This is a genomic window from Sphingomonas sp. ABOLE, assembly GCF_003950455.1.
Classification (GTDB): domain Bacteria; phylum Pseudomonadota; class Alphaproteobacteria; order Sphingomonadales; family Sphingomonadaceae; genus Sphingomonas; species Sphingomonas trueperi.
In genome coordinates, this window is record NZ_QQWY01000001.1 from 22,958 (window position 1) to 47,088 (window position 24,131).

The 24,131-nt window shown below is 68.7% G+C and carries 21 protein-coding genes; 7 read left to right on the forward strand and 14 right to left on the reverse strand.

Translation table 11 applies throughout. The annotated features are described in order from the left end of the window. Positions 1 to 10: 10 nt before the first annotated feature. From CA234_RS00105 to CA234_RS00115, 3 genes are all read right to left on the reverse strand, one after another. Complete coding sequence (locus CA234_RS00105) at positions 11 to 565, reverse strand: F0F1 ATP synthase subunit delta (RefSeq protein WP_126000591.1); 555 nt, start codon at positions 563 to 565, stop codon at positions 11 to 13. Positions 566 to 800: 235 nt separating this feature from the next. Next, complete coding sequence (locus CA234_RS00110) at positions 801 to 1,511, reverse strand: PEPxxWA-CTERM sorting domain-containing protein (RefSeq protein WP_126000592.1); 711 nt, start codon at positions 1,509 to 1,511, stop codon at positions 801 to 803. A 296-nt stretch (positions 1,512 to 1,807) separates the two neighbouring features. Beyond that, positions 1,808 to 3,307 carry a DEAD/DEAH box helicase gene (locus CA234_RS00115; RefSeq protein WP_126000593.1) on the reverse strand — a complete coding sequence of 500 codons (1,500 nt, stop codon included), beginning with the start codon at positions 3,305 to 3,307 and terminating at the stop codon, positions 1,808 to 1,810. Positions 3,308 to 3,602: 295 nt separating this feature from the next. Here CA234_RS00115 and CA234_RS00120 point away from each other — a divergent pair, with 295 nt between their 5' ends. Next, positions 3,603 to 3,980, forward strand: a complete 378-nt coding sequence (locus CA234_RS00120; RefSeq protein ID WP_126000594.1) for a PilZ domain-containing protein — start codon at positions 3,603 to 3,605, stop codon at positions 3,978 to 3,980. Positions 3,981 to 4,219: 239 nt separating this feature from the next. On the opposite strand, the gene CA234_RS00125 is transcribed toward CA234_RS00120, so the two are convergent. From CA234_RS00125 to CA234_RS00135, 3 genes are read right to left on the reverse strand one after another with little or no spacing between them, the layout of a single operon-like run. Continuing rightward, positions 4,220 to 4,537 carry a hypothetical protein gene (locus CA234_RS00125; RefSeq protein WP_125977490.1) on the reverse strand — a complete coding sequence of 106 codons (318 nt, stop codon included), beginning with the start codon at positions 4,535 to 4,537 and terminating at the stop codon, positions 4,220 to 4,222. 3 nt (positions 4,538 to 4,540) lie between these two features. Further along, entirely contained in the window at positions 4,541 to 6,175 is a 1,635-nt protein-coding gene (locus CA234_RS00130) for a glycoside hydrolase family 43 protein (RefSeq protein ID WP_125977491.1), read from the reverse strand. Continuing rightward, entirely contained in the window at positions 6,172 to 7,422 is a 1,251-nt protein-coding gene (locus CA234_RS00135; RefSeq protein WP_126000595.1) for an MFS transporter, read from the reverse strand. Before CA234_RS00135 ends, CA234_RS00130 begins: the two co-directional genes overlap by 4 nt. A gap of 137 nt (positions 7,423 to 7,559) precedes the next feature. Between CA234_RS00135 and ada the strand changes: the two genes are divergently transcribed. Beyond that, a complete protein-coding gene (ada, locus tag CA234_RS00140) occupies positions 7,560 to 8,603 on the forward strand; it encodes a bifunctional DNA-binding transcriptional regulator/O6-methylguanine-DNA methyltransferase Ada (RefSeq protein WP_125977493.1) in 1,044 nt (347 codons plus the stop codon). A gap of 181 nt (positions 8,604 to 8,784) precedes the next feature. Here ada and CA234_RS00145 read toward each other — a convergent pair whose 3' ends face one another. The 3 genes from CA234_RS00145 to CA234_RS00155 form a co-directional block, all read right to left on the reverse strand. Next, a complete protein-coding gene (locus tag CA234_RS00145) occupies positions 8,785 to 10,335 on the reverse strand; it encodes a serine protease (RefSeq protein WP_241213110.1) in 1,551 nt (516 codons plus the stop codon). Between the two features lie 56 nt (positions 10,336 to 10,391). Continuing rightward, complete coding sequence (locus CA234_RS00150; protein WP_126000596.1) at positions 10,392 to 11,930, reverse strand: hypothetical protein; 1,539 nt, start codon at positions 11,928 to 11,930, stop codon at positions 10,392 to 10,394. A gap of 72 nt (positions 11,931 to 12,002) precedes the next feature. Beyond that, positions 12,003 to 14,168: a primosomal protein N' gene (locus CA234_RS00155; RefSeq protein ID WP_126000597.1), complete on the reverse strand. Its 2,166-nt coding sequence runs from the start codon at positions 14,166 to 14,168 to the stop codon at positions 12,003 to 12,005. A gap of 77 nt (positions 14,169 to 14,245) precedes the next feature. On the opposite strand from CA234_RS00155, the gene CA234_RS00160 reads away from it, so the two are divergent. From CA234_RS00160 to CA234_RS00175, 4 genes are all read left to right on the forward strand, one after another. Then, complete coding sequence (locus CA234_RS00160; RefSeq protein ID WP_126000598.1) at positions 14,246 to 14,698, forward strand: hypothetical protein; 453 nt, start codon at positions 14,246 to 14,248, stop codon at positions 14,696 to 14,698. A gap of 63 nt (positions 14,699 to 14,761) precedes the next feature. Beyond that, the gene (locus tag CA234_RS00165) at positions 14,762 to 15,178 is read left to right on the forward strand and encodes a hypothetical protein (protein WP_125977808.1); all 417 of its coding nucleotides are present in this window, start codon (positions 14,762 to 14,764) and stop codon (positions 15,176 to 15,178) included. A 33-nt stretch (positions 15,179 to 15,211) separates the two neighbouring features. Then, positions 15,212 to 15,865 carry a fructose-6-phosphate aldolase gene (gene fsa / locus CA234_RS00170; RefSeq protein ID WP_125977806.1) on the forward strand — a complete coding sequence of 218 codons (654 nt, stop codon included), beginning with the start codon at positions 15,212 to 15,214 and terminating at the stop codon, positions 15,863 to 15,865. A gap of 152 nt (positions 15,866 to 16,017) precedes the next feature. Next, complete coding sequence (locus CA234_RS00175; RefSeq protein WP_126000599.1) at positions 16,018 to 16,911, forward strand: tyrosine recombinase XerC; 894 nt, start codon at positions 16,018 to 16,020, stop codon at positions 16,909 to 16,911. A 58-nt stretch (positions 16,912 to 16,969) separates the two neighbouring features. Here the strand turns inward: CA234_RS00175 and CA234_RS00180 are convergent, their stop codons facing one another. The 5 genes from CA234_RS00180 to CA234_RS00200 form a co-directional block, all read right to left on the reverse strand. After that, complete coding sequence (locus CA234_RS00180; protein WP_241213111.1) at positions 16,970 to 18,829, reverse strand: glycoside hydrolase family 2 TIM barrel-domain containing protein; 1,860 nt, start codon at positions 18,827 to 18,829, stop codon at positions 16,970 to 16,972. An 82-nt stretch (positions 18,830 to 18,911) separates the two neighbouring features. Continuing rightward, positions 18,912 to 20,024, reverse strand: a complete 1,113-nt coding sequence (zapE, locus tag CA234_RS00185; RefSeq protein ID WP_126000600.1) for a cell division protein ZapE — start codon at positions 20,022 to 20,024, stop codon at positions 18,912 to 18,914. Positions 20,025 to 20,108: 84 nt separating this feature from the next. Then, a complete protein-coding gene (locus tag CA234_RS00190; protein ID WP_126000601.1) occupies positions 20,109 to 20,891 on the reverse strand; it encodes a succinate dehydrogenase iron-sulfur subunit in 783 nt (260 codons plus the stop codon). 97 nt (positions 20,892 to 20,988) lie between these two features. Next, complete coding sequence (locus CA234_RS00195) at positions 20,989 to 21,564, reverse strand: ATP-dependent Clp protease proteolytic subunit (protein WP_126000602.1); 576 nt, start codon at positions 21,562 to 21,564, stop codon at positions 20,989 to 20,991. A gap of 77 nt (positions 21,565 to 21,641) precedes the next feature. Next, entirely contained in the window at positions 21,642 to 22,616 is a 975-nt protein-coding gene (locus CA234_RS00200) for a C13 family peptidase (RefSeq protein WP_126000603.1), read from the reverse strand. Between the two features lie 117 nt (positions 22,617 to 22,733). Between CA234_RS00200 and CA234_RS00205 the strand changes: the two genes are divergently transcribed. Beyond that, positions 22,734 to 24,119 carry a sorbosone dehydrogenase family protein gene (locus tag CA234_RS00205; RefSeq protein ID WP_126000604.1) on the forward strand — a complete coding sequence of 462 codons (1,386 nt, stop codon included), beginning with the start codon at positions 22,734 to 22,736 and terminating at the stop codon, positions 24,117 to 24,119. The last annotated feature ends 12 nt before the right edge of the window (positions 24,120 to 24,131 follow it).

Sequence of the window (24,131 nt, forward strand, 5' to 3'; positions counted from 1 at the left end):
TTCTTAGCCTTCAGCCTTTCATCGCGTGCGCGAGGGAGTTCAGTCGGGTCTTGATCGACGAATCGATCATCTGGCTGCCGATCTTCACGACCAGGCCGCCGAGCAGCGAGGGGTCCACCGACAGGTCGACCGAGACCTCGCGGCCGATACGGGTGCGGAGCTGCTGCTTGAGCGCATCGACCTGTTCGGCATCGAGCGGGTGTGCCGAGGTCACTTCCGCGGTCGTCTCGCCGCGGTGGCTGGTCGCCAGCGTGCGGAAGGTGCGGATGATCGCGGGCAGCTGCGCCAGACGGCGGTTCTCGGCGAGCACGCCGAGGAACTTGGTCGTCGTCGCATCCAGGCCCATCGCGCCCGCCGCAGCGGCCACGGCCTTGCCGGCGTCCTTGCGGCCGATCAGCGGGCTGGTGGTCAGCGCCTTGAACTCGGGCGACTCGTCGAGCGCCGCCCGCACGGTCGCAAGGCTGGCTTCGACGGCCTCGATGGCCTTGGCGTCACGTGCCAGCTCGAACAGCGCGGTTGCGTAGCGTCCGCTTAGACTGGCCTGAATACCGCCGGAATTCTCCACGCGATTCGTTTCCTCTCGGAGGGTCGGAAGTGACCCCATGCACAAAAGGGGGGCGACGCATACTGCGCCCCCGATGGGTTGCCGGGCTGCTAGCATCGCGGTTGAAGGGATGCAACCCGAGTCGCCGAAACGTCACACGCTCGTTTCATCTTTGTGGTTCGGCGTGTCTGGATGCGGGCAAGAAAAAGGGCAGGCGATGCGCTCGCCTGCCCTGAAATCATGCACATAGAAGCTGTCAGGCGATGCGGGCGACCGCCGAGCGCTTGCGCCGGAACATGCCGCCGACCAGCGCGAAGCCGCCGATCATCGTTGCCCAGCTGGAGGGTTCCGGCACCGCGCTCAGGAACACCTGGCTCTGCTGGTCCTTGGAGAAGAGCAGCTGCAGCTTGTGCCCTGCGATCGCGGTCCAGCCGCCCGTGGTGATCTGGGTCAGGTACGAATTGGCGAGCGCGCGCGCATCGTCGCTGTTGCCGCCGACGGTGTAGAACTGGCCGCTGGTGGTGTCGTAGCTGCCGCCATGCTCCTCGAGAATCTCCCACACCGCGAGCTGGGTGGCGGCGGAGATCGTCTTGCGGGCGAGCAGGTCCTGTTCGTTGCCGAGCAGGACGTCCGAGTGGGTGAGCAGGGTGAGCAGCTGCTGCTGGCGAGTGGTGTCGCTCAGCACGGCGGAAATGCCCGTGCGCTCGAAGCTGCCGGTGCCGATCGCGGTGAAGGCATCGGCGCAATAGGTGAGGAACGCCACCGCCTGGCCGTTTTCGGTGCCAGTGAAGCGGAAGCGGCTCATGCCCGGCCAATAGCCGACAAAGCCGGTGGGGGTGTAGACCATCGCGTCCGCGGCGAGATAGCCGGGATCGTCGTCATAGCCGGTGATCACCACCGTGGCATGGGCGGCTGCCGGCACCACCGCGCCGAGCGCCAGGGCTGCGGCCATCAGGGCATTGCGCATTATCGTCTGTTCCCACCTGTTGTGGGGACCAGCGCTAGCGGGCGCGCGGGGGAGGCCGCCAGCTTATCGAAATTGGTGAATGACCGGCTTTGGCACAGCCGTGCCGGGTTGGGACGAACGGCATTGCCTGCGCCCTAAAAGTCGTCATCCCCGCGGAGGCGGGATCCATTTGCCAGGACGAGTCAGCAAACGCCGCGCCGTCTCCATCAATGGATCCCCGCCTTCGCGGGGATGACGATCGTCTAGGTGGACGCCGTCACCTGCAGCAGCAAGCGACGGCGCCCTTTGTCCTCAGCTCAGCGCGAGCGGCCGGCGCCGCCGCCCTGGCCGCGATTGCCGCCGGGGCGACCCTGGCCGCTGCTGGCCGGACGCGCGTTGAACTTGCGCTTGGGTGCACCCGGACCGCGACCCGCGCCGGCCCCGGCACCGGCATGGCCGGCACCTTCCTGGCGACGCGGCTGGTCGCTGCGCGGACCGCCTTCGGCCCGGCGCAGCTCGCCACCGCGCGGCGCATCGCTGCGCGGACCGCCACGCCCGCGACCGCCCGGCTGGCCGTCGCCGCGACGACCCTGGGCATGCTGCATCGCGCGGCCGTTGCGGCCGTTCTGCTCGTCGCGGCTCGCCGGCATCGGCGAGCGGGTCGACTTGATCTTGTCGGCCTCGGCCATGAAGTTCTCCGGCAGCGGCTGCACGGTGAGCTTCTGGCGGGTCAGCCGCTCGATGTCCTTCAGATACGGACGCTCGTCATCGGCGCAGTAGCTGATCGCGATGCCGTCCGCCCCGGCACGCGCGGTGCGGCCGATGCGGTGGACATATTGTTCCGGCACGTTCGGCAGCTCGAAGTTGAACACATGGCTCACCCCCGACACGTCGATGCCGCGCGCGGCGATGTCGGTCGCCACCATCAGCTTGACCTTGCCCGAGCGGAACTCGCCCAGCGCCCGCTCGCGCTGCGGCTGGCTCTTGTTGCCGTGGATCGCATTCGCCGCGATGCCGTTGCCGGCGAGCAGCCGCACGACGCGGTCGGCACCATGCTTGGTGCGGGTGAAGATCAGCGCGCGGTCGATCTCGAGGTTGCGCAGCTGCATCGTCAGCAGCGCCTGCTTCTCGGCCTGGTTCACATAGGTGACGAACTGCTCGACACGCTCCGCCGTGGTGGCGACCGGGGTCACCTTCACTTCCACCGGGTTGTGGATGAACTGGCTGGCCAGCTCGCGGATCGACTTGGGCATGGTCGCCGAGAAGAACAGCGACTGGCGCTTGGCCGGCAGCTCCTTCACGATGCGGCGCAGCGCATGGATGAAGCCGAGGTCGAGCATCTGGTCGGCTTCGTCGAGCACCAGGATCTCGATGCCGAGCAGGATCATGTAGCACTGGTCGAGCAGGTCGACGAGGCGGCCCGGGGTGGCGACGAGGATGTCGACGCCGCGGGCGAGATCGGTCTTGTTCTTGTGGACCGAGGTGCCGCCGAACACGGTGGCGATGCGCAGGCCGGTGCCGCTGGCATAATGCTTGGCATTGTCGGCGATCTGCGCGGCGAGTTCCCGCGTCGGCGCGAGGACGAGCATGCGGCAGCCGCGCGGCTGGGCACGCTTGCCGCTGGCGACGAGGCGGTCAATCGAGGGGAGCATGAACGCGGCGGTCTTGCCGGTGCCGGTCTGGGCGATGCCGAGCAGGTCGCGGCCTTCGAGCAGCGCGGGGATCGACTGCGCCTGGATCGGCGTGGCTTCATTATAGCCCTTCGCCGCGAGCGCAGCGAGGACGGTCTCGGAAAGGCCGAGGTCTTTGAACAACATGGGAATACCTTACGAATAGATGCCGGCGCACGCGCATCTTCGAAAGGCGCGGGCGTAGGCGGGGTCAACAAGTGACGCCCCGCGTGATTTGGGAAGCCGGTAAGAACGAGGCAGAGCCGAGCGGCGCTTTTTCCCTTTCGGGCCTGCGCCGCCGATCACGCTGCAAGTAAATGCCTCGTCGTGATGGTGCATATGGCAGCGATGCTGCGGCGCGTCAAGAAGCGCGGCGGCGTTGGTCAGGCGTTAACCCCGTTTGCGGTAGAAGTCCGGGTCTGGGGCAAGGGAACAGGCACGAGTGCTCGTCGCGAGACTGGAAGTGTGGGGAAGCATGGATGCGCGCGGCGCGGTGCGCTTCCTGGTGAATCGGGAAACCACGGTGCGCGGCATGGACGGCCGCCCGTTCGACGCGGTGGTCGAGAATTTCTCGCGCACCGGCTTCCTGTTCACCGCCGATGTCGACTTGCCCGAGGGCACGCTGATCTGGATCGGCATGTCGGGCGCCGGCGCGCGCGAGGCGCGGGTGGTGTGGCGCGAAGGCCAGCGCCATGGCTGCGAATTCCTGATGCCGCTCGGCCAGCGCGACCTGCAGCATGCGTTTCGCAGCCGGGAGCGCATGGTGGAGGATCTGGAGGCGCGGCTGCGGCGGGCGAGCATGTTGCGCGAGGGGGAGTAGTGGGTTGGGTCGTCGAGGTTGAGCATCCAGAGGGAGCGCTCCTCTATGTCGTAGCCGTCGATGAGCCATCCGACGCCGAGGACAGGCTTCGTGCACTATTGGCCATCCCGGCTGATCGAGACGTTTGCGTGCACCGCCGCTTGGCGACTCTGCCGTTCGACATGGAGGCCGATGCTATCAAGGGGCCGATGTAGGGCCGCAAATGTTCCGGGCGAGGCCTGCTGTGATTTATCCCGAGCCTACATAGGGACGTTGTCCCGAGACCTTTCGAAGAAGCCGGACATCTCGAAAAGGTACCTCGAAAGCGCCTCCACATCGCCGGAGAGATCCACGATCATCCGCACATCGCCCCACCTGCTGACGGCATACGCCCAGTCGGCCAGTAGCGACTGCTCCGGCGGGACCGAAATGTCCTTGGCCCGAAAGAAGAACCAGCAGTTGGGTGCTTCTGCATGTTCCTCACGGAGATATGCGTCACGATTCCCGGCGACGCTCCGCAGGCAGCCGCGAGCGTGCGCCTCGGCAAGAGCGCGCGCAGAGGCGATCTCGATAGCCATGATCTAGCTTATAGCCGGATCCACCACGAACGCCCGCTCGCGATACGCAAACCAATCGAAATCCGCCGGTGCGCCCGTGCCGCCCATGTCCTGGCAGGCCATGCCGATGAACGCGCCGGTGAAGTTGGGCAGGCCGGGGGCGCTCGCCTCGTCGGAGAGGATCGAGGCGTCGAACAGTTCGGGGAGCCAGTGCCAAGCCTCGCTGCCCGCCGTCCGCCAGCCGAAGCGCAGCCGCTCGTAATCCACCTCGCAGCGTAGCTCGACCGGCCCCGCCGGCAGCGGGATCGGCGCGGTGAAGGCGTCGCCCTGGGGCGCGTCGGGCAGCGCTGTCATCACGCGGAGATGGCGGCCCACGTCCTCGTCATGGCTGACATGCAGGTAGTGGAACTTGGTGCTGTTGTAATAGACCACCAGCCCCGCCGCCTGCTGGAAGTCTTGCGGCTCGAAGTCGAGCACGCAACTGGTCGAGGTGCAGAAGGCCTGGAGCCGCCGCGCGACCAGCGCCTGGGTGAAGACGCTGCCGATCGTCTCGCGCCCGAACAGGCGGAGATGGCCAGGCCGCGCGGTGAGGCTGAAGATCCGGTCGGGCTCGGGAGTGCGCAGCCATTGCAGATCGATCGGCAGCGTGGCCGAGTCGAAGTCGTGCCGCTCCTCGGTCTGCCGCCGCGGCGAGGGGGTGTTGCTGAGCGCGGGCACCTCCAGCTCGGGCAGGCCGCGGCCGTCGCGGGTGTAGAGCCAGCCGTCTTCGGCCCAGCGCATCGGCTGGATCGCGGTCTCGCGGCCGAGCACGCAGCGCCCGCGCCCCGGCAGCGGGCGCCCGCACAGATAGGCGAGCCAGGGTTCGCCGTCCGCCGTGTGGACCAGATCGGCATGGCCCGCGCGCGCCAGTACCGCGTCGGGGCGGGTGCGGCTGGAGAGGATATAGGTATCCGGGTGGAGCTCGTACGGCCCCGTGATCTCCCGCGACCGCGCCATGGTGACGGCATGATTCCAGCCGGTGCCGCCCTCGGCGGTGAGGAGGTAGTAGAACTCGCCGCGGCGATAGAGGTGCGGGGCCTCGGTCAGCCCCAGCGCGGTGCCGGGGAAGATGTTGGTGCGTGTCCCCACCAGCTTCTCCGCCGCAGGATCATATTCCTGCAGCACGATCCCGGCGAAGCGGTTGCGGCCGGGGCGGTGGTCCCAGAGCTGGTTGACCACCCATTTGCGGCCGTCCTCGTCGTGGAACATCGAGGGGTCGAACCCGCTCGAATTGAGGTGGATCGGATCGGACCACTCCCCGTCTATCGTGTCGCAGGTGACGAGATAATTGTGGAAGTCGCGCAGCGACGCGCCCGAGGCGCCGCCCATCGTGGTGCGGCCATAGCGCTTCACATCGGTGTAGAGCAGGTGGAAGCGCGCGCCGTCATGGGTGAGGCACGGCGCCCACACGCCGCAGCTGTCCGGATCGCCGCGCATGTCGAGCTGGGAGGCGCGCACCAGCGGCCGGGCGACCAGCGTCCAGTTGGCGAGGTCGCGGCTGTGGTGGATCTGCACGCCGGGGAACCACTCGAAGGTCGAGGTCGCGATGTAATAATCGTCGCCGACGCGGCAGATCGACGGATCGGGGTTGAAGCCGGGAAGGATCGGATTGCGGATCATCGGGGCGCCTTGACGAGGGTCCAGAGAAGAAGGGCGGCGACGAGGTCGAGCAGCCCGAGGGCGATGAAGAAGGGGCCATAGCCGAGCGAGGCGACCAGTCCACCGATCAGCAGCGAGAAGATGAGGATGCTGCTGTTGGCGAAGGTGCCGGCAAGGCCCGCGACGGTGCCGAGCTCGTTGCGCGGGAACAGGTCGCTGGCCATGGTGATGACGGTGACCGAAAGGGTCTGGTGCGCGAAGCCACCGAGGCAGAGCAGCGCGACCGCCAGCCAGGCGCTCTCGACGCTGGCGACGAACACCATGCCGGTCATCAGCAGCGCGCCGAAGGTGAAGGTCCAGCGCCGCGCGTTGATCAGGCTGATGCCGCGCCGCTGGAGGAACAGCGCCAGCGCGGGTCCGAACATGCAGCCCAGGTCGGCGGCGATGAACGGCAGGAAGGCGGAGACGGCGATCTCGCCCAGGTTGAAGCCGCGCACCTTCACCAGATAGAGCGGCATCCAGAAGGTCAGCGTTCCCCAGGTCGGGTCGGCGAGGAAGCGCGGCAGGGCGATGCCCCAGAAGTTGCGCTGGGCGAGCAGGCGGAGCGGCGAGGGGCGCTCGGCGCGTTCCTGGATATGCGCTTCCTGGCCGCTGAGGATCAGGTCGCGCTCCTGCCCCGAGATGCCCGGATGCGTCTGCGGCGTGCGATAGTTGGCGAGCCAGAGCAGCGCCCAGAGCAGTGCCAGCACGCCGGTGACGACGAAGGCCGCGCGCCAGTTCCACAAGGCGATCGATCCCGCGACCAAGGGTGCCGCCAGCGCCGCGCCCGCCGAGGCGCCGAGATTGTAGATGCCGCCGGCAAAGCCGCGTTCGCGCGCCGGGAACCACTCGGAGACGACCTTGAGGCCGCCGGTGTGCGAGGTGCCCTCGGCAAAGCCCAGAAGCCCACGCAGCGCGAACAGCCACTGCCAGCTGAACGCCAGGCCGTGCGCCATGCTCAGCAGGCCCCAGCCGGCGGCGAACAACGCCATGCCCGAGCGCAGGCCGACCACGTCGAGGATGTATCCCACCACCGGCTGCAGCATGATGCCGGCCTGGAAGGCCGCGGTGATGTAGGAATATTGCTGCTCGTCGATGTGGAGATCGACCATGAAGCTCGGCGCCGCGACCGCCAGCGTGCTCCGCGTCAGATAGTTGAGCATCGTGCCCAGCATGACGATGCCGATGATCCACCAGCGCAGCGCGCTCGTGCGGTGCCAGAAGGACATGCACTCTCCCTTTTCCGCGCCAGCACGCGTGTTAACGTTAACGTTGCCAGCAAAGCGCGCCGACTGCAAGAGCCCGGGCGGCTTTGCGCGCAAGCAGCGGGATGCTTCAACTACGCCAATGGGCGTATAGCGCTTGCATGACCGATATCGCTGCCATCCACGATGCCCGCTGGAACGCCTTCGCCGCGCGCGACCGGGCGCAGGACGGGCGCTTCGTCGTCGCGGTGACCACCACCGGCATCTACTGCAAACCGAGCTGCCCGGCGCGGCGACCCCGGCCGGAGAATGTCCGCTTCTTCGATGCAGGGGCGGAGGCGGCGGCGGCGGGCTTCCGCGCGTGCCTGCGCTGCAAACCGGACGAGGCGGCGCGCGATGCCACGGCGGTGGCGCGGGCCACCGCGCTGCTCGATGCGGCGGAGGAGCCGATCGGGCTCGAGGCGCTGGCAGCGGCGGTCGGCTATGCGCCGCACCATTTCAATCGGCTGTTCAAGCGCGCGACGGGCGTGACCCCCGCCGCCTATGCCCGGGGCTTGCGCGCACGCCGGGCGGCGGCGGCACTCGACGCGGAGGACAGCGTGACCCAGGCGATCTACGCCGCCGGCTATTCGGCCCCCAGCCGCTTCTATGCCGAGGCGGGCGCGCGGCTGGGCATGGTGCCGAGCGCATGGCGTGCCGGCGGGGCGGGGGTGACGATCCGCTGGACGCTTGCCGACACCAGCCTCGGCCCGCTGCTGATCGCCGCGACGGACAAGGGCCTGTGCCGCATCGCCTTCGACGAGGATGCCGCGATGCTCGCCCGCCGCTTCCCCGCCGCGACGGTGGTGCCTGGCGACGCGGACTTCGCCGCGCTCGCGACGCACGTGGTGGCGCTGGTCGAGGACCCCAACCGCCAGCGCGACCTGCCGCTCGACGTGCAGGGCACCGCCTTCCAGGAGGCGGTGTGGCAGGCGCTGCGCACCATCCCGCCCGGCGAGACGCGCAGCTACGCCGAACTCGCGGCGATGGCGGGAAATCCAGCGGCGGTGCGGGCAGCGGGCACCGCGTGCGGGGCGAACCCGGTCGCGCTGGCCATTCCCTGCCACCGCGCCCAGCGCGGCGACGGCAGCATGGGCGGCTATGCCTATGGGCTGGAGCGCAAGCGGGCGCTGCGATCGCGCGAGGGCGTGCGCGAGCGGAAATAGGCGGCCGTGGTCGGTTTGGTAAAGCCATCGGCCGCACCATACCCTTCGTCATCCCCGCGAAGGCGGGGATCCATTGGCGCTGTTGCCGCGGTTCTCTCCCCAGCGTCCTGGCAAATGGATTCCCGCCTTCGCGGGAATGGCGATCCTCTGTGAAGTCCGCGCGCGCCTGTCCGGGCCGCGCTTACTCCGCCCCGCCAGGCGCGCAGTGATAGACCAGCTTCTCGTTATAGGCCGGCGGCAGCGTCGCGCGCATCAGCTGCTGGAGGCTGGCGAGGCTCGCCCGCTTGGCCTGGTCGGCGGTGCACTGGGCGACCGGCACCACCGGCTTGACGTCGCGCACCTTCTGCATGTCGGCCGCCGAGAGGAAATAGCGCGTGTCGGTGAGCGTACCGCTGTCGGGATCGAATTCGCGCACCGTCACCGTCTGCTCGTCGGCGGGGACGAGCACGCGCTGCCAGCGGCGGCCGGATTCGGCATATTGGGTGCCGCCGTCGAAACAGCCGTCGGGCCCGACATTCACCTTCACCGCTTCGCCCGGCGAGACGGTGATCCGGCTGCGATCGGGCTGGAGGGTGCAGACCAGCGGGCCTTCCGCAGCATCGGCCGGTAGCCTGGCCTCGGCGGTCTGGTTGCCCTCGCCCGGCGTAGCGATGCTCGCCTCGTCGAAGCTCGGGCGCAGCACGAACAACGCGACCGCGCCGAGCAGCAGCGCCCCGCCGCCGACCGCGGTCCAGATCCCCGGCCGCTGCTGATCGCGCGAGAGCAGCAGCCCCGCCGCGCCCAGCGCCAGCGCGCCGAACACCAGCAGCACCGCCGCCCCCGCCATGTAGGTCTCGCGCGCGGACTCGTTCGCCGCGCGCGCCTTGTCGATCGCCGCCTCGCGGGCACGCGCCGCCGCGGATTCGGCCTGGGCGTTGCGGTTGGCGATATCGGCGCGGTCCTTCTCCTCGGCCGCCTTGTCGAGCGCATTGCGCTGCTCGACGCTGATGCACGGCGCCGCGATCGACACGAAGGGCTGCTTGGCCTGGGTGAGGAAGGCGGTCAGCTCGGGATAGGCAATCGCAAACGCAAAGGTCGAATCGCCTTCCTCGCTGTTGGTGATCGCCGAGTTGACGCCCAGCACCCGCCCGCAGGCATCGAGCAGCGGTCCGCCCGAATTGCCGCGGGCGATGTTGGCGGTGTGGAGCAGCACCGAAATGCCCTCCAGCGTCCGCGTGCCGGCAAAGCCGCCCTGCGAGCGGACCGGCGATTGCGGCGTAATGAAATCGGCGGCGGAGCGCGCCGTGGCGATGTCGACATTGCCGGGATAGCCAAGCGCGAACAGCGTCTCGCCATCGGTCACTGCCGCGCTGGACAGCGCGAGCGTCGGCAACTTGGCGCCGCTGAACTCGATCAGCGCGAGGTCGCGCTTGGTGTCGATCGCAATCAGCTTGCCCTGGAACGACTTGCTGCCCTCGGACGGCACCACCCCGATGACGACGTTGCCGGGATAGCGCGAGGCGAGCTCGACGACATGGGCGTTGGTGACGATGCGGTTCGGCGCCACCGCGAAGCCGCTGCCATGGCCGAAGCCGACCACCTCGTCATCGGCGACCGCGATGGTGACGATCCGCACCACCCCGCGCCCAGCCGCGGAGATGTCGTCGGCACGCGCCGGCACACTCCAGGCGAGCAGCATCGCCACCAGCATGATCACCTGCCGCATGCGCGGAAACACCCCGGTTCTAGCCATGGCCCGCGCTTTCGGCGAAAAGCGCCGCAGGTTCAAGCGGGGCGGCACCAGCGCTGCTAATTCGTGCGGGTAGGGGTGGGCGATGGCGAGGGGGCGGACGCAGGCGCCGCACCGGCCTTCGTCTGCGCGTCGATCGTGTCGATCATCTTGGAGGCAGCCGCGCCGATGCCGGAGGCGTGCGGATCATAGGTGAGCACCAGCAGCATCGCCCGCGCCTCGGCCAGCTTCTTCTCGCCGACCAGCATACCGGCGACCTGCATCCGCAAGCCCCGATCCTGCGGCGCCAGGGCATAGGCATGCATCAGGCCGTCGCGCGCGATCTGCGGCGGCCACTGGCGGCGCTCGGCATAGCTGCGGTAGAACAGGATCAGCGGGCGCGGATCCTCGGTATTGAGCCGGTTGGCGCGGCCGATCGTCTGGCGGATCGCGGTCCAGGTCTCGGGCTTGTCGTCCTTCGCAGCCGCGGCGAGGGCCATCTGCGCCATCGCGCGGTAGCAATGCGCCTCGACCAGCTTCGGGTCTGCGGCGATGGCGCGATCGGCGGCGGCGAGCGCGGCGGCATAGTCGCCTGCGTCATAGGCAGCCTCGGCCAGCGCGCGCTGGACCGCGGGATCGTCGGGGAAGCGCGTCGCGATCTTCTTCGCCTCCGCATAGACGCCCGGCGCGGTCTTTTCGTCCACACCCGCATCGGATCGGATCCGCAACGGCAGGATTGCGGCTTCGCCCGGCCGCAGCAGTCGGAGCGTCACGGGCGGGATGGCGAGGTTTTCCGCCCGGATGCGGAAGCCGGTGATCTTCGGCTGCTGGAGGAAGCGCCCCAGTTCCTTGTTCAGCGCGCCGAGATCGCCGAACGCGGCCGCAGCCGCTTCGGGCGATTTCCGTTCCTTGGTGATCGCGTCGAGATAGGCACTCAGCTGGCCTTTGCGGCTCGGCGCGAAGGTCAGGTAATGGACCAGCGCCCAGCCGCGCCCATAAAGCGCGTCGCGCTGGTCCGCGCGCAGCTTGCCCGCCGCGCCGGCGAGGATCTGCTGGATCGGCAGCGGATTGCCGGTCAGCAAGCCATGGGCGCGATAGAGCGGAGCCCCGCCGAACTGCAGGTTGCCCTCGCGATCGAAGCTGGCGGTGGCGTGAAACTCGGCCCAGCCTTCGGACACCCAGGACGGGAAGGCCGCATTTGGCCAGGTGGTGGCCATGAAATGATGGGCATATTCATGCTGCAGCACCTGCTGCGAACCGAGCGCGAGCGGCCCGTCGCCGAAAAGATCGTCCGGCACGAATGCCACCGAGGCCCCGGCGCGCGGAATGTAGAAGCCGGCGACATTGGCGGTGCCGGCAAGGGCGGCGACGCGATGCTTGCTGCCGACGAAATAGACCGTCAGCCGCCCCGCCTTGCCCAGCGACGGTTCCAGGATCCCGCGCGAGACGCGCAGTGCCTTGTCGAACTTCTCCAGCCGCTCGGCGTTGCGGCGCAGCGCCGCTTCGGACGCGTTGGCATAGACGATGAAATGCGCCGTCTCGGCGACCCGCCAGTCGGCATGCGCCGGTCGCGCGGCGAGAACCGCCAGGAACAACGCCAGCAAGGCCAAGCACCGCATCCACGGCTCCTCCGTCGCCCCCAGCCGCCACGATATCGTGCGGCGGGGGGATGGCAAACCGAATCGGCGGGATCAGACGAAGCTGTAGGGATCCACGTCCACCGCCACCCGCACCCGGGGGCTCCAGCTCAGCCCGCCCAGCCAGTCGCGGATCACGTCCTGCACGTCGAAGCTGCGCTTGGCGTGGACGAGCAGGCGGAATCGATGCCGCCCGCGCAGCATCGCCAGCGGGGCAGGCGCGGGGCCGTAGACGTGCATCTCGGCAAGCTCGGGCGCCGATCGGCCGATCATCCGCGCGGTTTCCTCCGCCGCGGCCTTGTCCTCCGAGGAGACGATGATCGCCGCATAGCGGCCGAAGGGCGGTGCATCGGCCTCGCGCCGCGCCTCGGTCTCGGCGGCGTAGAAGGCCTCGGCATCGCCCGAGACCAGCGCCTGCATCACCTGCGCCTCGGGGGCGTGCGTCTGGATAAACACCGTGCCCGGCTTCTCGCCGCGCCCGGCCCGGCCCGACACCTGCATGATCTGCTGGAAGGTGCGCTCGGATGCGCGCAGGTCGCCGCCGTCGAGCCCGAGATCGGCATCGACCACGCCGACCAAGGTCAGGTTGGGGAAGTGATAGCCCTTGGTGACCAGCTGGGTGCCGACGACGATGTCGATCGCGCCATGCTCCATCCGCGCCACGAACTCGGCCGCCTTGGCCGGGGACCACAGCGTGTCCGAGGTGACGATGGCGGTGCGCGCCTCGGGCCACAGCGCCGCGACCTCGTCGGCGATCCGCTCGACGCCGGGGCCGCAGGCGACCAACGTGTCGTCGGACTTGCACTCGGGGCACATGCTCGGCGTTGGCATGGTGTGGCCGCAATGGTGGCAGGAGAGGCGGTGGAGCAGCCGGTGCTCGACCATCCACGCCGTGCAGTTCGGGCACTGGAAGCGGTGGCCGCAATGGCGGCAGAGCGTCAGCGGCGCATAGCCGCGCCGGTTGAGGAACAGGAGCGACTGTTCGCCGCGCTTCAGCGTCTCGTCGATCGCCGCGACTAGCCGGGGGGCGAGCCAGCGGCCGCGTTCCGGCGGCTCGCGGATCAGGTCGATCGCCTCGATCCTGGGCAGCTCGGCGGCGCCGTAGCGACCGGGCAGCTTCAATTCGGCATAGCGGCCGACCTCGACCTGGTGCCTGGTCTCGATCGCCGGGGTGGCGGAAGCGAGGACGACCGGGCAGCGCTCGAACATGCCGCGCATCACCGCCACGTCGCGGGCATGGTAATGCACGCCCTCTTCCTGCTTGAAGCTGGTCTCGTGCGCCTCGTCGACCACGATCAGGCCGAGCTTGGGATAGGGCAGGAACAAGGCCGAGCGCGCGCCTACCGTCACCAGCGCCTCGCCCCCGGCGATCGCGCGCCAGGCGCGACGGCGCTCGGAACTGCGCAGGCCGGAGTGCCAGGCGACCGGCTCGCAACCGAAGCGGCGGGCGAAGCGGGTGAGGAAAGGTTCGGTGAGCGCGATTTCGGGGAGCAGCACGAGGGTCTGCTTGCCAGCCGCGATCGCCTCGGCGACCGCCTCGAAATAGACTTCGGTCTTGCCTGATCCGGTGACGCCGTCGAGCAGGAACGGCTGAAACGCGGCGGTCTCCACCGCGGTACGCAGGCCGCTCGCCACCGCCGCCTGGGCGGGGTTCAGCTCGGGGGGCGCGAAAGCCGGGTCGGGGAGCGGGTAGGGCGCCTGGGTGTCGACCGTCACCGCCTCGATCGCGCCGGTCTTCACCAGCCCGCGGATCACCGCGTCGGAGACCTCGGCGATCGCGGCGAGCTCGCGGACCAGACCCTGGCGCTCGCCGATCCGCTCCAGCGCCTGGGCGCGCTGCGGGGTCAGGCGATCGGGAACCTGGCCGGTCGCGCGATATTCGGTGATCGTCGGCGCCGCCTCGAACGCGGCCGAGGTGCGCAGGGTCATCGCCAGCACCGAGGAGGGCGGGGCGAGATAGTAATCCGCGGTCCACTCGATCAGCCGCCGGACGGGGGCGGGGATCGGGGGGGCGTCGGCGACGGCGAGGATGGCGCGGAGGCGGTTGTCGCCGATCTCCTCGGTGGGCAGGCGTTCGGGCTCCCAGACGACGCCGGCGAACTGGCGCGGGCCGATCGGCACGATGACGATGCTGCCGGGCTCGACCGCCATGCCGTGCGGCACGCGATAGTCGAGCGGCCCCAGAGCCGGATGGAGGACGAGAATGCGCGCGCGGGACATGATCGGCCCCTCATATGGGCATTTTCGGCGGAACGGGAATCCCGTATCGCCGGTTGGTCGCGTGAGGAGACCCGCCGATGCTGTTGCTCGCCCTGCTGCTCGCCCAGACCGTGCCCGCCCAGGCGACCACCGCGTGCAAGGCGCCCGACGCCAGCCTGCCGGTGGCGCTCGCGGGCTGGAGCACGCCCGGCGACGAGATGGTGGCGGACAAGGCGGTGTCGCTGGCGACGGTCGACGCGTCGACGCTCAAGGGCCTGCCCAAGAGCGCCAAGCCGGGGCGCGCGGCGATGATCGAGTTCCGCATCGCCAAGGCGGGCACCTATGGCATCGCGCTCGACCAACCGGGCTGGATCGACGTGCTGCCCGGCGCCGCGGGCGGCGCGCCGCTCACCTCGGTGGCGCATGGGCACGGGCCCGATTGCTCGACGATCCGCAAGATCGTGCGGTTCGAACTGGCGCCGGGAACGTACCGCGCGTTCGCCAGCGGTCTTGCCCAGCCCAAGGCCAAGCTGATGCTGGTGCCGAATTGAATCGGCTTGTTCTGTGGCTGGAACGAATATAGAACGGCGACTCGCTGAACAGGGGAGTCGGCGATGCTGATACTGATAGCTGGACTGGCCATGACGGTGCCGCAATGCGCCGAGCTTCCGCGATCCCTGTCGGGCTGGGAACGCAGCGCCGATGGGCTCGATACCCGCCACGCCACGACGATCCTTGCGAAGAACGGCGTGGCGGAAACGCAGGTGACGATCCGCAAGGCCGGCACCTTCGGCATCGCGGCGGATCAACCGGCCTGGATCGACGTGGCCAGGGGAACCGGCCGCCCCTTGCGCATGGCCGCCCGCGCGCCGGGTGTCACATGCGCGAAGATCGCAAAGATCGTCTATTACCGCCTCGAACCCGGCACCTACCGCGTCTCCATCGGCAAGCTGCAGAAGCCGCAGGTGAAGCTGATGCTGGTCTACGGCAACCCGTCGCAGGGGTTTGCCCGGCGCGGCCGCGTCGGCTAGGCGGGCGGCGACACTCCAGTGGAAGGTTCTGCCATGAAGTTCTTCGCCGACACCGCCATCATCGACGACATCCGCGACCTGGCCGATGCCGGGCTGCTCGACGGCGTCACCACCAACCCGTCGCTGATCGCCAAGTCGGGCCGCAACTTCCTCGAAGTGGTGGCGGAGATCTGCGAGATCGTCGAAGGCCCGGTCTCGGCCGAGGTCGTCGCGCTCGATTTCGAGGGCATGATGCGCGAGGCGGAGATCGTCCGCAAGATCGCTGACAATGTCGCGGTCAAGCTGCCGTTGACGATCGACGGTCTCAAGGCGTGCAAGGCCCTGACCGACGATGGCACGATGGTCAACGTGACGCTCTGCTTCTCGGCCAACCAGGCGCTGCTCGCCGCCAAGGCGGGCGCCACCTTCATCTCGCCCTTTGTCGGCCGGCACGACGATATCGGCTTCGACGGCATGGACCTGATCGAAGACATCCGCCTGATCTACGACAATTACGATTTCGGCACCGAGATCCTGGTCGCCAGCGTCCGCCATCCGATCCACGTGCTGCAGGCCGCCAAGATCGGCGCCGACGTGATGACCGCCCCGCCGGCGGTGATCAAGCAGCTGGTCAAGCACCCACTGACCGACAAGGGCATCGAGTCGTTCATGGCCGATTGGGCCAAGACCGGCCAGACGATCGGCTGACGCTGATTTGACGCGCAAATCCCCCTCCCGCTCGCGGGAGGGGTTAGGGGAGGGACTGACGTGGAAGTTTCGGACTCCGCTGCGGCCTTCCTCTCCCCCGTCCCCTCCCGCGAGCGGGAGGGGTGCGCAGGGAGCGAGCGCCGGGCAGCACCATGACCGACCTGCCCCTCCCGCGCCGCTTCGCCGAGCATCTCGGCCGCGACCGGCGGCGCTCGGTGCACACGATCCGCGCCTATGAGGCGACCGCGATCCGCCTGCTCGGCTTTCTCCAGCAGCATTGGGGCGGTCCGGTCGCGCAGGACGGGCTCGCCAACGTGGGCGCCGCGGACCTCCGCGCCTATCTCGCGCATCGCCGCGGCGAGGGGCTGTCCAATGCCTCTGCCGCGCGCGAGCTTTCCGCGGTCCGCGCCTTCCTGAAGTTCGCCGGGGGCGACGATGCCCAGCTGCCCCGCCTGCGCGGCCCCAAGGTGAAGAAGGGCCTGCCGCGCCCCATTGCCCCGCACGAAGCCGTCGCGCTTGCCGAATGGGCGTCGGACGAGGCGAGCGAACCCTGGATCGCCGCGCGCGACTGGGCGGTGTTGTTGCTGCTCTACGGCGCGGGCCTGCGCATCGGCGAGGCGGTCGCGCTGACCGGCGCGGCCTTGCCGCTCGGAGCGACGCTGCGCGTCACCGGCAAGCGCGACAAGACGCGTGACGTGCCGCTGCTGCCGGAGGTCCGCACTGCGATCGAAGCCTATGTCGAAGTCTGCCCCTGGGGCACCGCGCGCGACCTGCCGCTGTTCCGCGGTGCCAAGGGTGGGCCGCTGCCGCCGGGGGCGATCCGCAAGGCGGTGCGCTCGGCGCGGACCAGCCTGGGGCTGTCCGATCGCACCACCCCGCACGCGCTGCGCCACAGTTTTGCGACGCATCTGCTGGGGCGGGGCGCGGATCTGCGCGCGCTGCAGGAACTGCTCGGCCATGCGAGCCTGAGTTCGACCCAGGTCTATACCGGGGTCGATGCGGCGCATCTGCTCGACGTCTACCGCGCCGCACACCCGCGCGCCTGATCGCGGGAAGGTTGGAGATCAGGCTGGGGCAGGTCCTGCCCGCCCCAGCCCGAACAACTCAGCGCTTGGCCGAGTCGGCCGCCTCGCGCTTGGCATAGTCGCTGGCGAGCACGTCGAAGGCGAGCTTGTGTTCGCCGGTCTCGGAGATCAGCCCCTTACGGTTCCAGCCCTGCTGGTAGATCGGGTGCTGGCGCCGCGGCGAGCGGAAGTCCTTGAGGATCCAGGGGCTCATCCCGCGCAGGAACGGCACCTTGGCGGCCATGGCGAGCGTCGCGCGGTAATAGTCCGCCTGATATTCCTCGCTGTACTTGTGCGGGCTGGCGACCGGATCGTGGTAGCCGGCGCGCGCGTCCGCCCCGAATTCGGAGAAGATCAGCGGCTTGTTCGCCGGCCCGCGCCATTCCTGGCTGGCGAGGTCCTCGAGCGCGTCGTCGGTGTACCAGCCATTATAGGTGTTGATCGCCATGACATCGAGATCGGCGGCGAGCGGATCGTCGATCTTCATGATCTTGTTGCCCTCGCGTCCGCTGAGCAGCGCGGCGGTTACGAGGCGACTCGAATCGAGGCTGCGGACATCGCCGATCATCGTGCGCAGGAAGGCATTGCGCGCATCGTTGGTGGGCGTTTCGTTGGCAACGCTCCACAGCACGATCGACGAGCGGTTGCGATCGCGGCGGATATTCTCGGCGAGGATGCGGCGGGCATCGGCCAGCGTATCCGGGTTGTTCCAGTTGACCAGCCAGTAGAGCGGGATCTCGCTCCACACGAGCAGGCCCATCTCGTCGGCGAGGCGGGTGGTCAGTTCGCTGTGCGGATAGTGGGCGAGGCGCACGAAATTGCCGTGCAGGCCATATTTGATCTCGCTCAGCAGCGCGCGGGCGGCGGCGGGCGTCATCGCGCGCACCGGGTTGGCACCCAGCTCTTCCTCGTGCATCGAGATTCCGCGCAGGAAGATCGGCTTGCCGTTGAGCAGGATGTCGGTGCCCTTCACCGCGATCGTGCGGAAGCCCATCCGGTCGGCGAAATGATCGGCGCCGGCATCGATGCTGATGTCATAGAGCTTGGGGTTCTCGGGCGACCAGCGGACGAGATTGCGCGGCACCGGCAGCGTCGCTTCCCACTTGCCCGCGTCATCGGTCTTGCCGTCGAGCGTCGCGCCCAGCGTCGGGATGCGGAACTTGAGGGCGGTGTTCGCCGCCTTCGGCCCTTCGAGTTTCACCGACACGGCGATATGGCTGCCGTCGGGCGTCAGGCGCACGAACGCATCGTCGACATAGGTGTCGGGCACCGTCACCAGCGTGATGCTGCGGGTGATGCCGCCATAGGTCTCCCAGTCGGTCACCGGCGGCGGCACGTCATTGGCGGTGCGCACCGAATCGACGCCGATGGTGATCTGGTTGCGACCCGGCCGCAGCAGCTTGGTCACCTCGAAGGCGAAGGGGGTATAGCCGCCGCGATGCTCGCCCAGCGGCTTGCCGTTGAGATACACGTACGAGCGATATTCGGCCGCGCCGATGCGCAGGAACACGCGGGTCCCGGGCTTGGGCGCCGTCGCGGGGAATTCGCGCTGGTACCAGACCAGCCCCTGATACAGCCGCATCTCGGGCGAATGGCCGATCCACGAGCCGGGCAGGCTCACCACCGGCGATAGCTGCATGTCTTGTTCGAAGAAGGTGCGCGGCTTGGCCTGCATCACGTCGGCAGCGATCACGTCGGCGGCGCGGTTGGTGCGCGCGTTCGGGGGTTCACCGTGGAAGCCCGCGAGGCCGTCGCGATACGGGTCGATCGACCAGTGCCACGGGCCGTCGAGGCTTTGCTGCTGGCGCATGTCCGCCGCGACGAGCACGGGCTGCGCCCAGGCCGAGGATATTCCGAGAACCGCGAGCCCCATGGCCGCGAGCAGGCGCAAAGGCCGCATGATTGTCTCCCTGTTCCTCCGGGAAATCCCGGAGCCCAAGGGCATTTTAGAAGCGCGGAGTTGGACTTACAACGTGGTCTGATCAATCTGCTCCGTGGCCCTTGGCGAGATAGTCGTCGGATTGCATCTCGAGCAGGCGCGAAACGGTGCGGTCGAACTCGAAGCGGCCGTCGCCGCTTTCGTAGAGATGCTCGGGCACCGCATCGGCAGCGGCGAGCAGCTTGACCTTGTGCTCGTACAGCGCATCGACCAGCGTGACGAAGCGCGCCGCCTCGTTGCGATTCTCCGGGCCCAGCTTGGGGATGCCGACGAGGATGACGGTGTGGAAGCGCCGCGCGATGGCGAGATAGTCGGGGGCGCCCCGCGCCTCGCCGCACAGCCGCTTGAACGAGAAGACCGCGACGCCCTTCACGCATTTGGGAACCAGGATCTCGCGCCCCCCGGGGATCGGCACCTCGCAGGTGGGGACGCGGGCGCGGTCCTCCACCGGATAGTCGGTGAGCCGGAAAAAGGCGGCGGAGAGCGTCGCGGTCGCCTCAGGGCCATTGGGCACGAGCCAGGTGTCGACGCTGCCCAGCCGATCGCGGCGATAGTCGACCGGGCCGTTGAGCGCGAGCACGTCCATCCGCTCGCCGATCAGGTCGATGAAGGGCAGGAACAGCTGGCGGTTGAGCCCGTCCTTGTAGAGATCCTTGGGCGGCCGGTTGGAGGTGGCGACCACGGTGAGGCCATGCGCCATCATCGCGGTGAACAGCCGCGAGAGGATCATCGCATCGGGCGGGTTGTTCACCACCAGCTCGTCGAAGGCGAGCAGCCGCGTGTCGCTGGCCAGCGCATCGGCGACCGCGACCACCGGATCGGCGGTATCTCTCTGGCGCTCGACGTTGAGCCGCTCGTGCACTTCGAGCATGAATTCGTGGAAGTGGACGCGGCGCTTCCGGCGGATGTCGAGGCTGTCGAAGAACAGGTCCATCAACATCGACTTGCCGCGCCCGACCCCGCCCCACAGGTACAAGCCCTGCGGCACCGCCGGCTTTCGACCGGTGAGCTTCCACAGCACGCTGCCCTTGCGCGGCGCAGCCTGCAACTCCTGCGCCAGCGCATCCAGCCGGGCGGCGGCGGCCTCCTGCTCGCGATCGGGGCGAAGCTCGCCGGCGGCGACGAGGGCGCGGTAGCGATCGAAAACGCGGGTCATGGGGCAGGTCTACCAACGAAAACGAGCTGCCGGGCGGGAAGGCCAGGCAGCTCGGTATCTCTCAAAATCGTGAAGAAACGGCGTTCAGAGGACGCGCTCTGCCGCCATCTTCTTCACTTCGGCGATCGCCTTGGCCGGGTTCAGGCCCTTGGGGCAGGCGTTCGCGCAGTTCATGATCGTGTGGCAGCGATACAGGCGGAACGGATCCTCGAGCTGGTCGAGGCGCTCGCCGGTCATCTCGTCGCGCGAGTCGGCGAGCCAGCGATAGGCCTGGAGCAGGATCGCCGGGCCGAGGAACTTGTCGCTGTTCCACCAGTAGCTCGGGCACGAGGTCGAGCAGCAGGCGCACAGGATGCACTCGTACAGGCCGTCGAGCTTCTCGCGGTCCTTGGGGCTCTGCAGCCGCTCCTTGCCCGAAGGCGTGGTGGTGACGGTCTGCAGCCACGGCTTGATCGAGGCGTACTGCGCGTAGAAGTGCGTGAAATCGGGGACCAGGTCCTTGATCACGTCCATGTGCGGCAGCGGGGTGATCTGCACCTCGCCCTTGATGTCCTCGATCGCCGTCGTGCAGGCGAGGCCGTTCTTGCCGCCGATGTTCATCGAGCAGGAGCCGCAAATGCCCTCGCGGCACGAGCGGCGGAAGGTCAGCGACGAATCCTGCTCGCCCTTGATCTTGATCAGCGCGTCGAGGACCATCGGGCCGCAATCGTCGAGGTCTACCTCGAACGTGTCGTAGCGCGGGTTCTCGCCCGAATCGGGATCGTAGCGATAGATCTTGAACTTCTTCACCCGCGTGGCTCCGGGGCTCGCCTTGTGCTCCTGGCCCTTGGTGATACGGCTGTTCTTGGGCAGGCGGAATTCGGCCATTCCTGAAACTTCCTCTTTCGCTTCGGCGCGACGCGTCTTTGGGGGGCGAGCTATGCCTTTCGCATCCGCAGCGCAAGTGCCCTTTGGGCCGCGCCCCTCAGATCACGTCGAGCACAAGCCCCAGATCGCGCGCCTCTTCGGCCTCGATATACCAGTTATAGGGCGCGCGGCGGCGCAGCTCCTCGAAATCGACGCGCGAGCCAGCGACGAGGGCGCGGAAGCCCTCTTCCTCGATCGCGATCGAATGCTCGATTTCATTCAGTTTGGCCTTGAGGATCGCCGGCAGCATCCGCAGCGGACCGGACAGGTCGATGCTGGAATGCATCTGCCGCTCGTGCAGCATCAGCCGCGTGCCGCGGGTGAGGAAGCGCTTGTCGGCCGGGAATCCCGACATGAAGGTGGCGCCGGCGGAATAGACTGCGACCTTGCCGAGGAACAGCAGTTCGCGCCCCGTCGCCTCGCGGAGCAGCCGGAGCTCGTCGGCCATGAGCCGCGCGACTTCGGGATCGCCGCCGAGCGTGGAGAGCGCGATCACCAGCGGGCCGTCGCTCGGTGCCGCCAGCAGCTGGTCGCGGAAGCTTTGGTACATCGCGTCATCTACGGTGCCCTGCAGCCGCAGATGCGGGGTGGCGAGCAGCGGGTAGCGCTGAAGCGGGCTCTGGGAATCGGACATCCGCCGCCAACCGGCGAGGGGCAGGGGAGTTCCGCTATTCCCAACTCCCCCTCCCGCTTGCGGGAGGGGGGTAAGGTTCAAGGTTTCAGCGCATCCGTTGCCGGTGCGCCCACCGGTGCCGTGGCCGTCTGCGGCATCCGCGCCTCCAGCGGTGCCAGCCATGCGCCCACGCCCTCGCCGATCGTCACCTGCGGCATCGACGGATCGAGCCGGCCCGCGCGCTCCCAGCCGATGATCGTCTTGCGCGCCTCCGAAGCCGCGTCGGCGAGCGGCTGGGGTTTGCGCAGCGCATGGTTGACCAGCGCGTCGCCGAAAAAGGTCCAGTCATTCTCGGCGCGGCAGCCGAAGGACGAGCGCGTCGCCGAGGCGGCGGTGAGGATCGCGGTGGTGTCGCTCATCAGCCGCTTGACGAAGGTGCCCGAATAGCAGGCGGAGACCAGCAGCAGCCGGTTGCGGATGCCGAGCCCGTCGAGCAGTTCGGCGAGCCGCTTCGGCGGCAGCACGCCGAAGCCCTGGTCGCCGTCATGATAGGCGATTCCCGCATCGGGGGCGCCATGCGCCGTGACGTAGAGGACCAGCACGTCCTGGTTGCGGTCCATCAGCTCGGCGACGCGGGCGAGCGCCAGCGTCAGCGCGGTGAGGCTGCCGGCGGGGAGGATCGCGCCGCCGCGCCCGTCGGCTCCCGCCAGCACCAGCGTCCGCCCCTCGGCATCATAGCGGCGGGTGAGCACGCGTCCGCTCTCGCGCGCCTCGCGGGCGAACACCGGATCGCTGTCGAGCGCGACGCTCAGCACATAGGCGTCGACCACATTCTTGCGCTCGGGCTGGAGGGCGGCAAGCGCGGTGTGCAGCCGGCGCTGGTCCGCCAGCATCGCCCGGGGCTCCCGGCCGCGCTGCAGCTCCGGGCCGCTCTCCAGCCCATCGATGCCGTCGTCGCCGGAAACGAGCCCAGGCCATTCGGTGCGATGCTCGGGCGGCTGTTGCTGCGCAAAGGCGGGAGAGGCGCTGGACAAGGCCAGCATCACGGCAGACGCACGCAACCAGAACCGCATTCGGGCCGATCCCCCCGGAACAGGTGAGCCGATACTCTTGCTTGGCGCGAAGCGAAGTCAAGCACCGCCCGCAGAATCGCATTGGATTCACGCGTGCTGCCCCCTATCGCTGGCGGCATGCTCAAGCGCCTCCTGATCGCCCTCGCCCTTCTGATCGTCGCCGGTGGTGCCGCCTGGTACTGGCTCAGCCGTCCGGACATCGCCACGCTTCCCGAGATCGCCGTGACCGGTCGCGCGCCGGAGATCAGCGAACCGCGCTACCAGAGTATCCCAACGATTGGCGTCGCCAAGGCGGTCGGCTGGCCGGCGGGGGCGACGCCGAAGGCGGCGGCGGGCCTGAAGGTACAGGCCTTCGCCGAAAAGCTCGACCATCCGCGCTGGCTGTACCAGCTGCCCAATGGCGACATCTTGGTGGCGGAAAGCAACTCGCCGCCGCGCGACAAGGGCGGGATCACCGGCTGGGTGATGGGCATCCTGATGGACAAGGCGGGCGCGGGCGGTGCCTCGGCCAATCGCATCACCCTGCTGCGCGACAGCAACGGCGACGGCGTCGCGGACATTCGCACCGTGTTCCTCACCGGGCTCAACTCGCCGAGCGGCATGACTCTGGTGAACGGCGCGCTGTACGTCGCCAACACCGATTCGCTGGTCCGCTATCCCTATCTGGAGGGGCAGACCAAGATCACCGCCAGGCCCGAGAAGATCCTGTCGCTGCCCGGCGGCGGCAATCACTGGGCGCGCAACGTGGTGGCGTCGCTCGACGGCAAGCACCTCTATGTCAGCATCGGCTCGGCCTCGAACATTGCCGAGGACGGGCTGGAGGCGGAGGGCCCGATCTACACCGCCGAAAGCCCTGCGCAGCTGGCCGCCGCCGCTGCGCAGCCGACCAACCGCGCGGTGATCCTCGAGGTCGATCCCGCGACCAAGACCAGCCGCATCTTCGCCTGGGGTATCCGCAACGCCAACGGCATGGCGTTCGAGCCCAAGACCCAGGCGCTCTGGGCAGTGGTCAACGAGCGCGACATGCTCGGCTCGGACATGCCGCCGGACTATATGAGCCGGGTCGATCTCGGCGGCTTCTTCGGCTGGCCCTGGCAATATTGGGGCGGGTATGAGGACAAGCGGGTGGAGCCGGGCCGCCCGGACCTGCGCGAATATGTCCGCCGTCCGGACTTTGCGCTCGGCGCCCACACCGCGCCGCTGGGGCTGACCTTCGCCGATGGCGCGCGGCTGGGCGGCGCCTACGCCAATGGCGCGTTCGTCGGCTTGCACGGCTCGTGGAACCGCCAGCCGCCGTCGGGCTACAAGGTCGTGTTCGTGCCGTTCGGCGACAATGGCTTCCCCGCCAAGGGCGCCAAGCTCCAGGACGTGCTGACCGGCTTCCTCAACGCCAAGGGTGAGGCGCAGGGCCGCCCCGTCGCGGTGATCACCGGCGCGGGCGGCGCGCTGCTCGTGGCGGACGATGTCGGCAACACCGTGTGGCGGGTGAGCGCGGGCCGCTGACCCGCAAGGCCC

Excerpts from the sequence above, each read along its gene's own strand:
- CA234_RS00190 (WP_126000601.1), bottom strand. The coding sequence starts at position 20,891 with ATGGCCGAATTCCGCCTGCCCAAGAACAGCCGTATCACCAAGGGCCAG.
- CA234_RS00125 (WP_125977490.1), bottom strand. The coding sequence starts at position 4,537 with ATGGCTATCGAGATCGCCTCTGCGCGCGCTCTTGCCGAGGCGCACGCT.
- CA234_RS00165 (WP_125977808.1), top strand. The coding sequence starts at position 14,762 with ATGCTGATACTGATAGCTGGACTGGCCATGACGGTGCCGCAATGCGCC.
- CA234_RS00145 (WP_241213110.1), bottom strand. The coding sequence starts at position 10,335 with ATGGCTAGAACCGGGGTGTTTCCGCGCATGCGGCAGGTGATCATGCTG.
- CA234_RS00115 (WP_126000593.1), bottom strand. The coding sequence starts at position 3,307 with ATGTTGTTCAAAGACCTCGGCCTTTCCGAGACCGTCCTCGCTGCGCTC.
- CA234_RS00155 (WP_126000597.1), bottom strand. The coding sequence starts at position 14,168 with ATGTCCCGCGCGCGCATTCTCGTCCTCCATCCGGCTCTGGGGCCGCTC.
- CA234_RS00175 (WP_126000599.1), top strand. The coding sequence starts at position 16,018 with ATGACCGACCTGCCCCTCCCGCGCCGCTTCGCCGAGCATCTCGGCCGC.
- CA234_RS00180 (WP_241213111.1), bottom strand. The coding sequence starts at position 18,829 with ATGCGGCCTTTGCGCCTGCTCGCGGCCATGGGGCTCGCGGTTCTCGGA.
- CA234_RS00130 (WP_125977491.1), bottom strand. The coding sequence starts at position 6,175 with ATGATCCGCAATCCGATCCTTCCCGGCTTCAACCCCGATCCGTCGATC.
- CA234_RS00200 (WP_126000603.1), bottom strand. The coding sequence starts at position 22,616 with ATGCGGTTCTGGTTGCGTGCGTCTGCCGTGATGCTGGCCTTGTCCAGC.
- CA234_RS00110 (WP_126000592.1), bottom strand. The coding sequence starts at position 1,511 with ATGCGCAATGCCCTGATGGCCGCAGCCCTGGCGCTCGGCGCGGTGGTG.
- fsa (WP_125977806.1), top strand. The coding sequence starts at position 15,212 with ATGAAGTTCTTCGCCGACACCGCCATCATCGACGACATCCGCGACCTG.
- CA234_RS00195 (WP_126000602.1), bottom strand. The coding sequence starts at position 21,564 with ATGTCCGATTCCCAGAGCCCGCTTCAGCGCTACCCGCTGCTCGCCACC.
- CA234_RS00160 (WP_126000598.1), top strand. The coding sequence starts at position 14,246 with ATGCTGTTGCTCGCCCTGCTGCTCGCCCAGACCGTGCCCGCCCAGGCG.
- CA234_RS00205 (WP_126000604.1), top strand. The coding sequence starts at position 22,734 with ATGCTCAAGCGCCTCCTGATCGCCCTCGCCCTTCTGATCGTCGCCGGT.
- CA234_RS00150 (WP_126000596.1), bottom strand. The coding sequence starts at position 11,930 with ATGCGGTGCTTGGCCTTGCTGGCGTTGTTCCTGGCGGTTCTCGCCGCG.
- ada (WP_125977493.1), top strand. The coding sequence starts at position 7,560 with ATGACCGATATCGCTGCCATCCACGATGCCCGCTGGAACGCCTTCGCC.
- zapE (WP_126000600.1), bottom strand. The coding sequence starts at position 20,024 with ATGACCCGCGTTTTCGATCGCTACCGCGCCCTCGTCGCCGCCGGCGAG.
- CA234_RS00135 (WP_126000595.1), bottom strand. The coding sequence starts at position 7,422 with ATGTCCTTCTGGCACCGCACGAGCGCGCTGCGCTGGTGGATCATCGGC.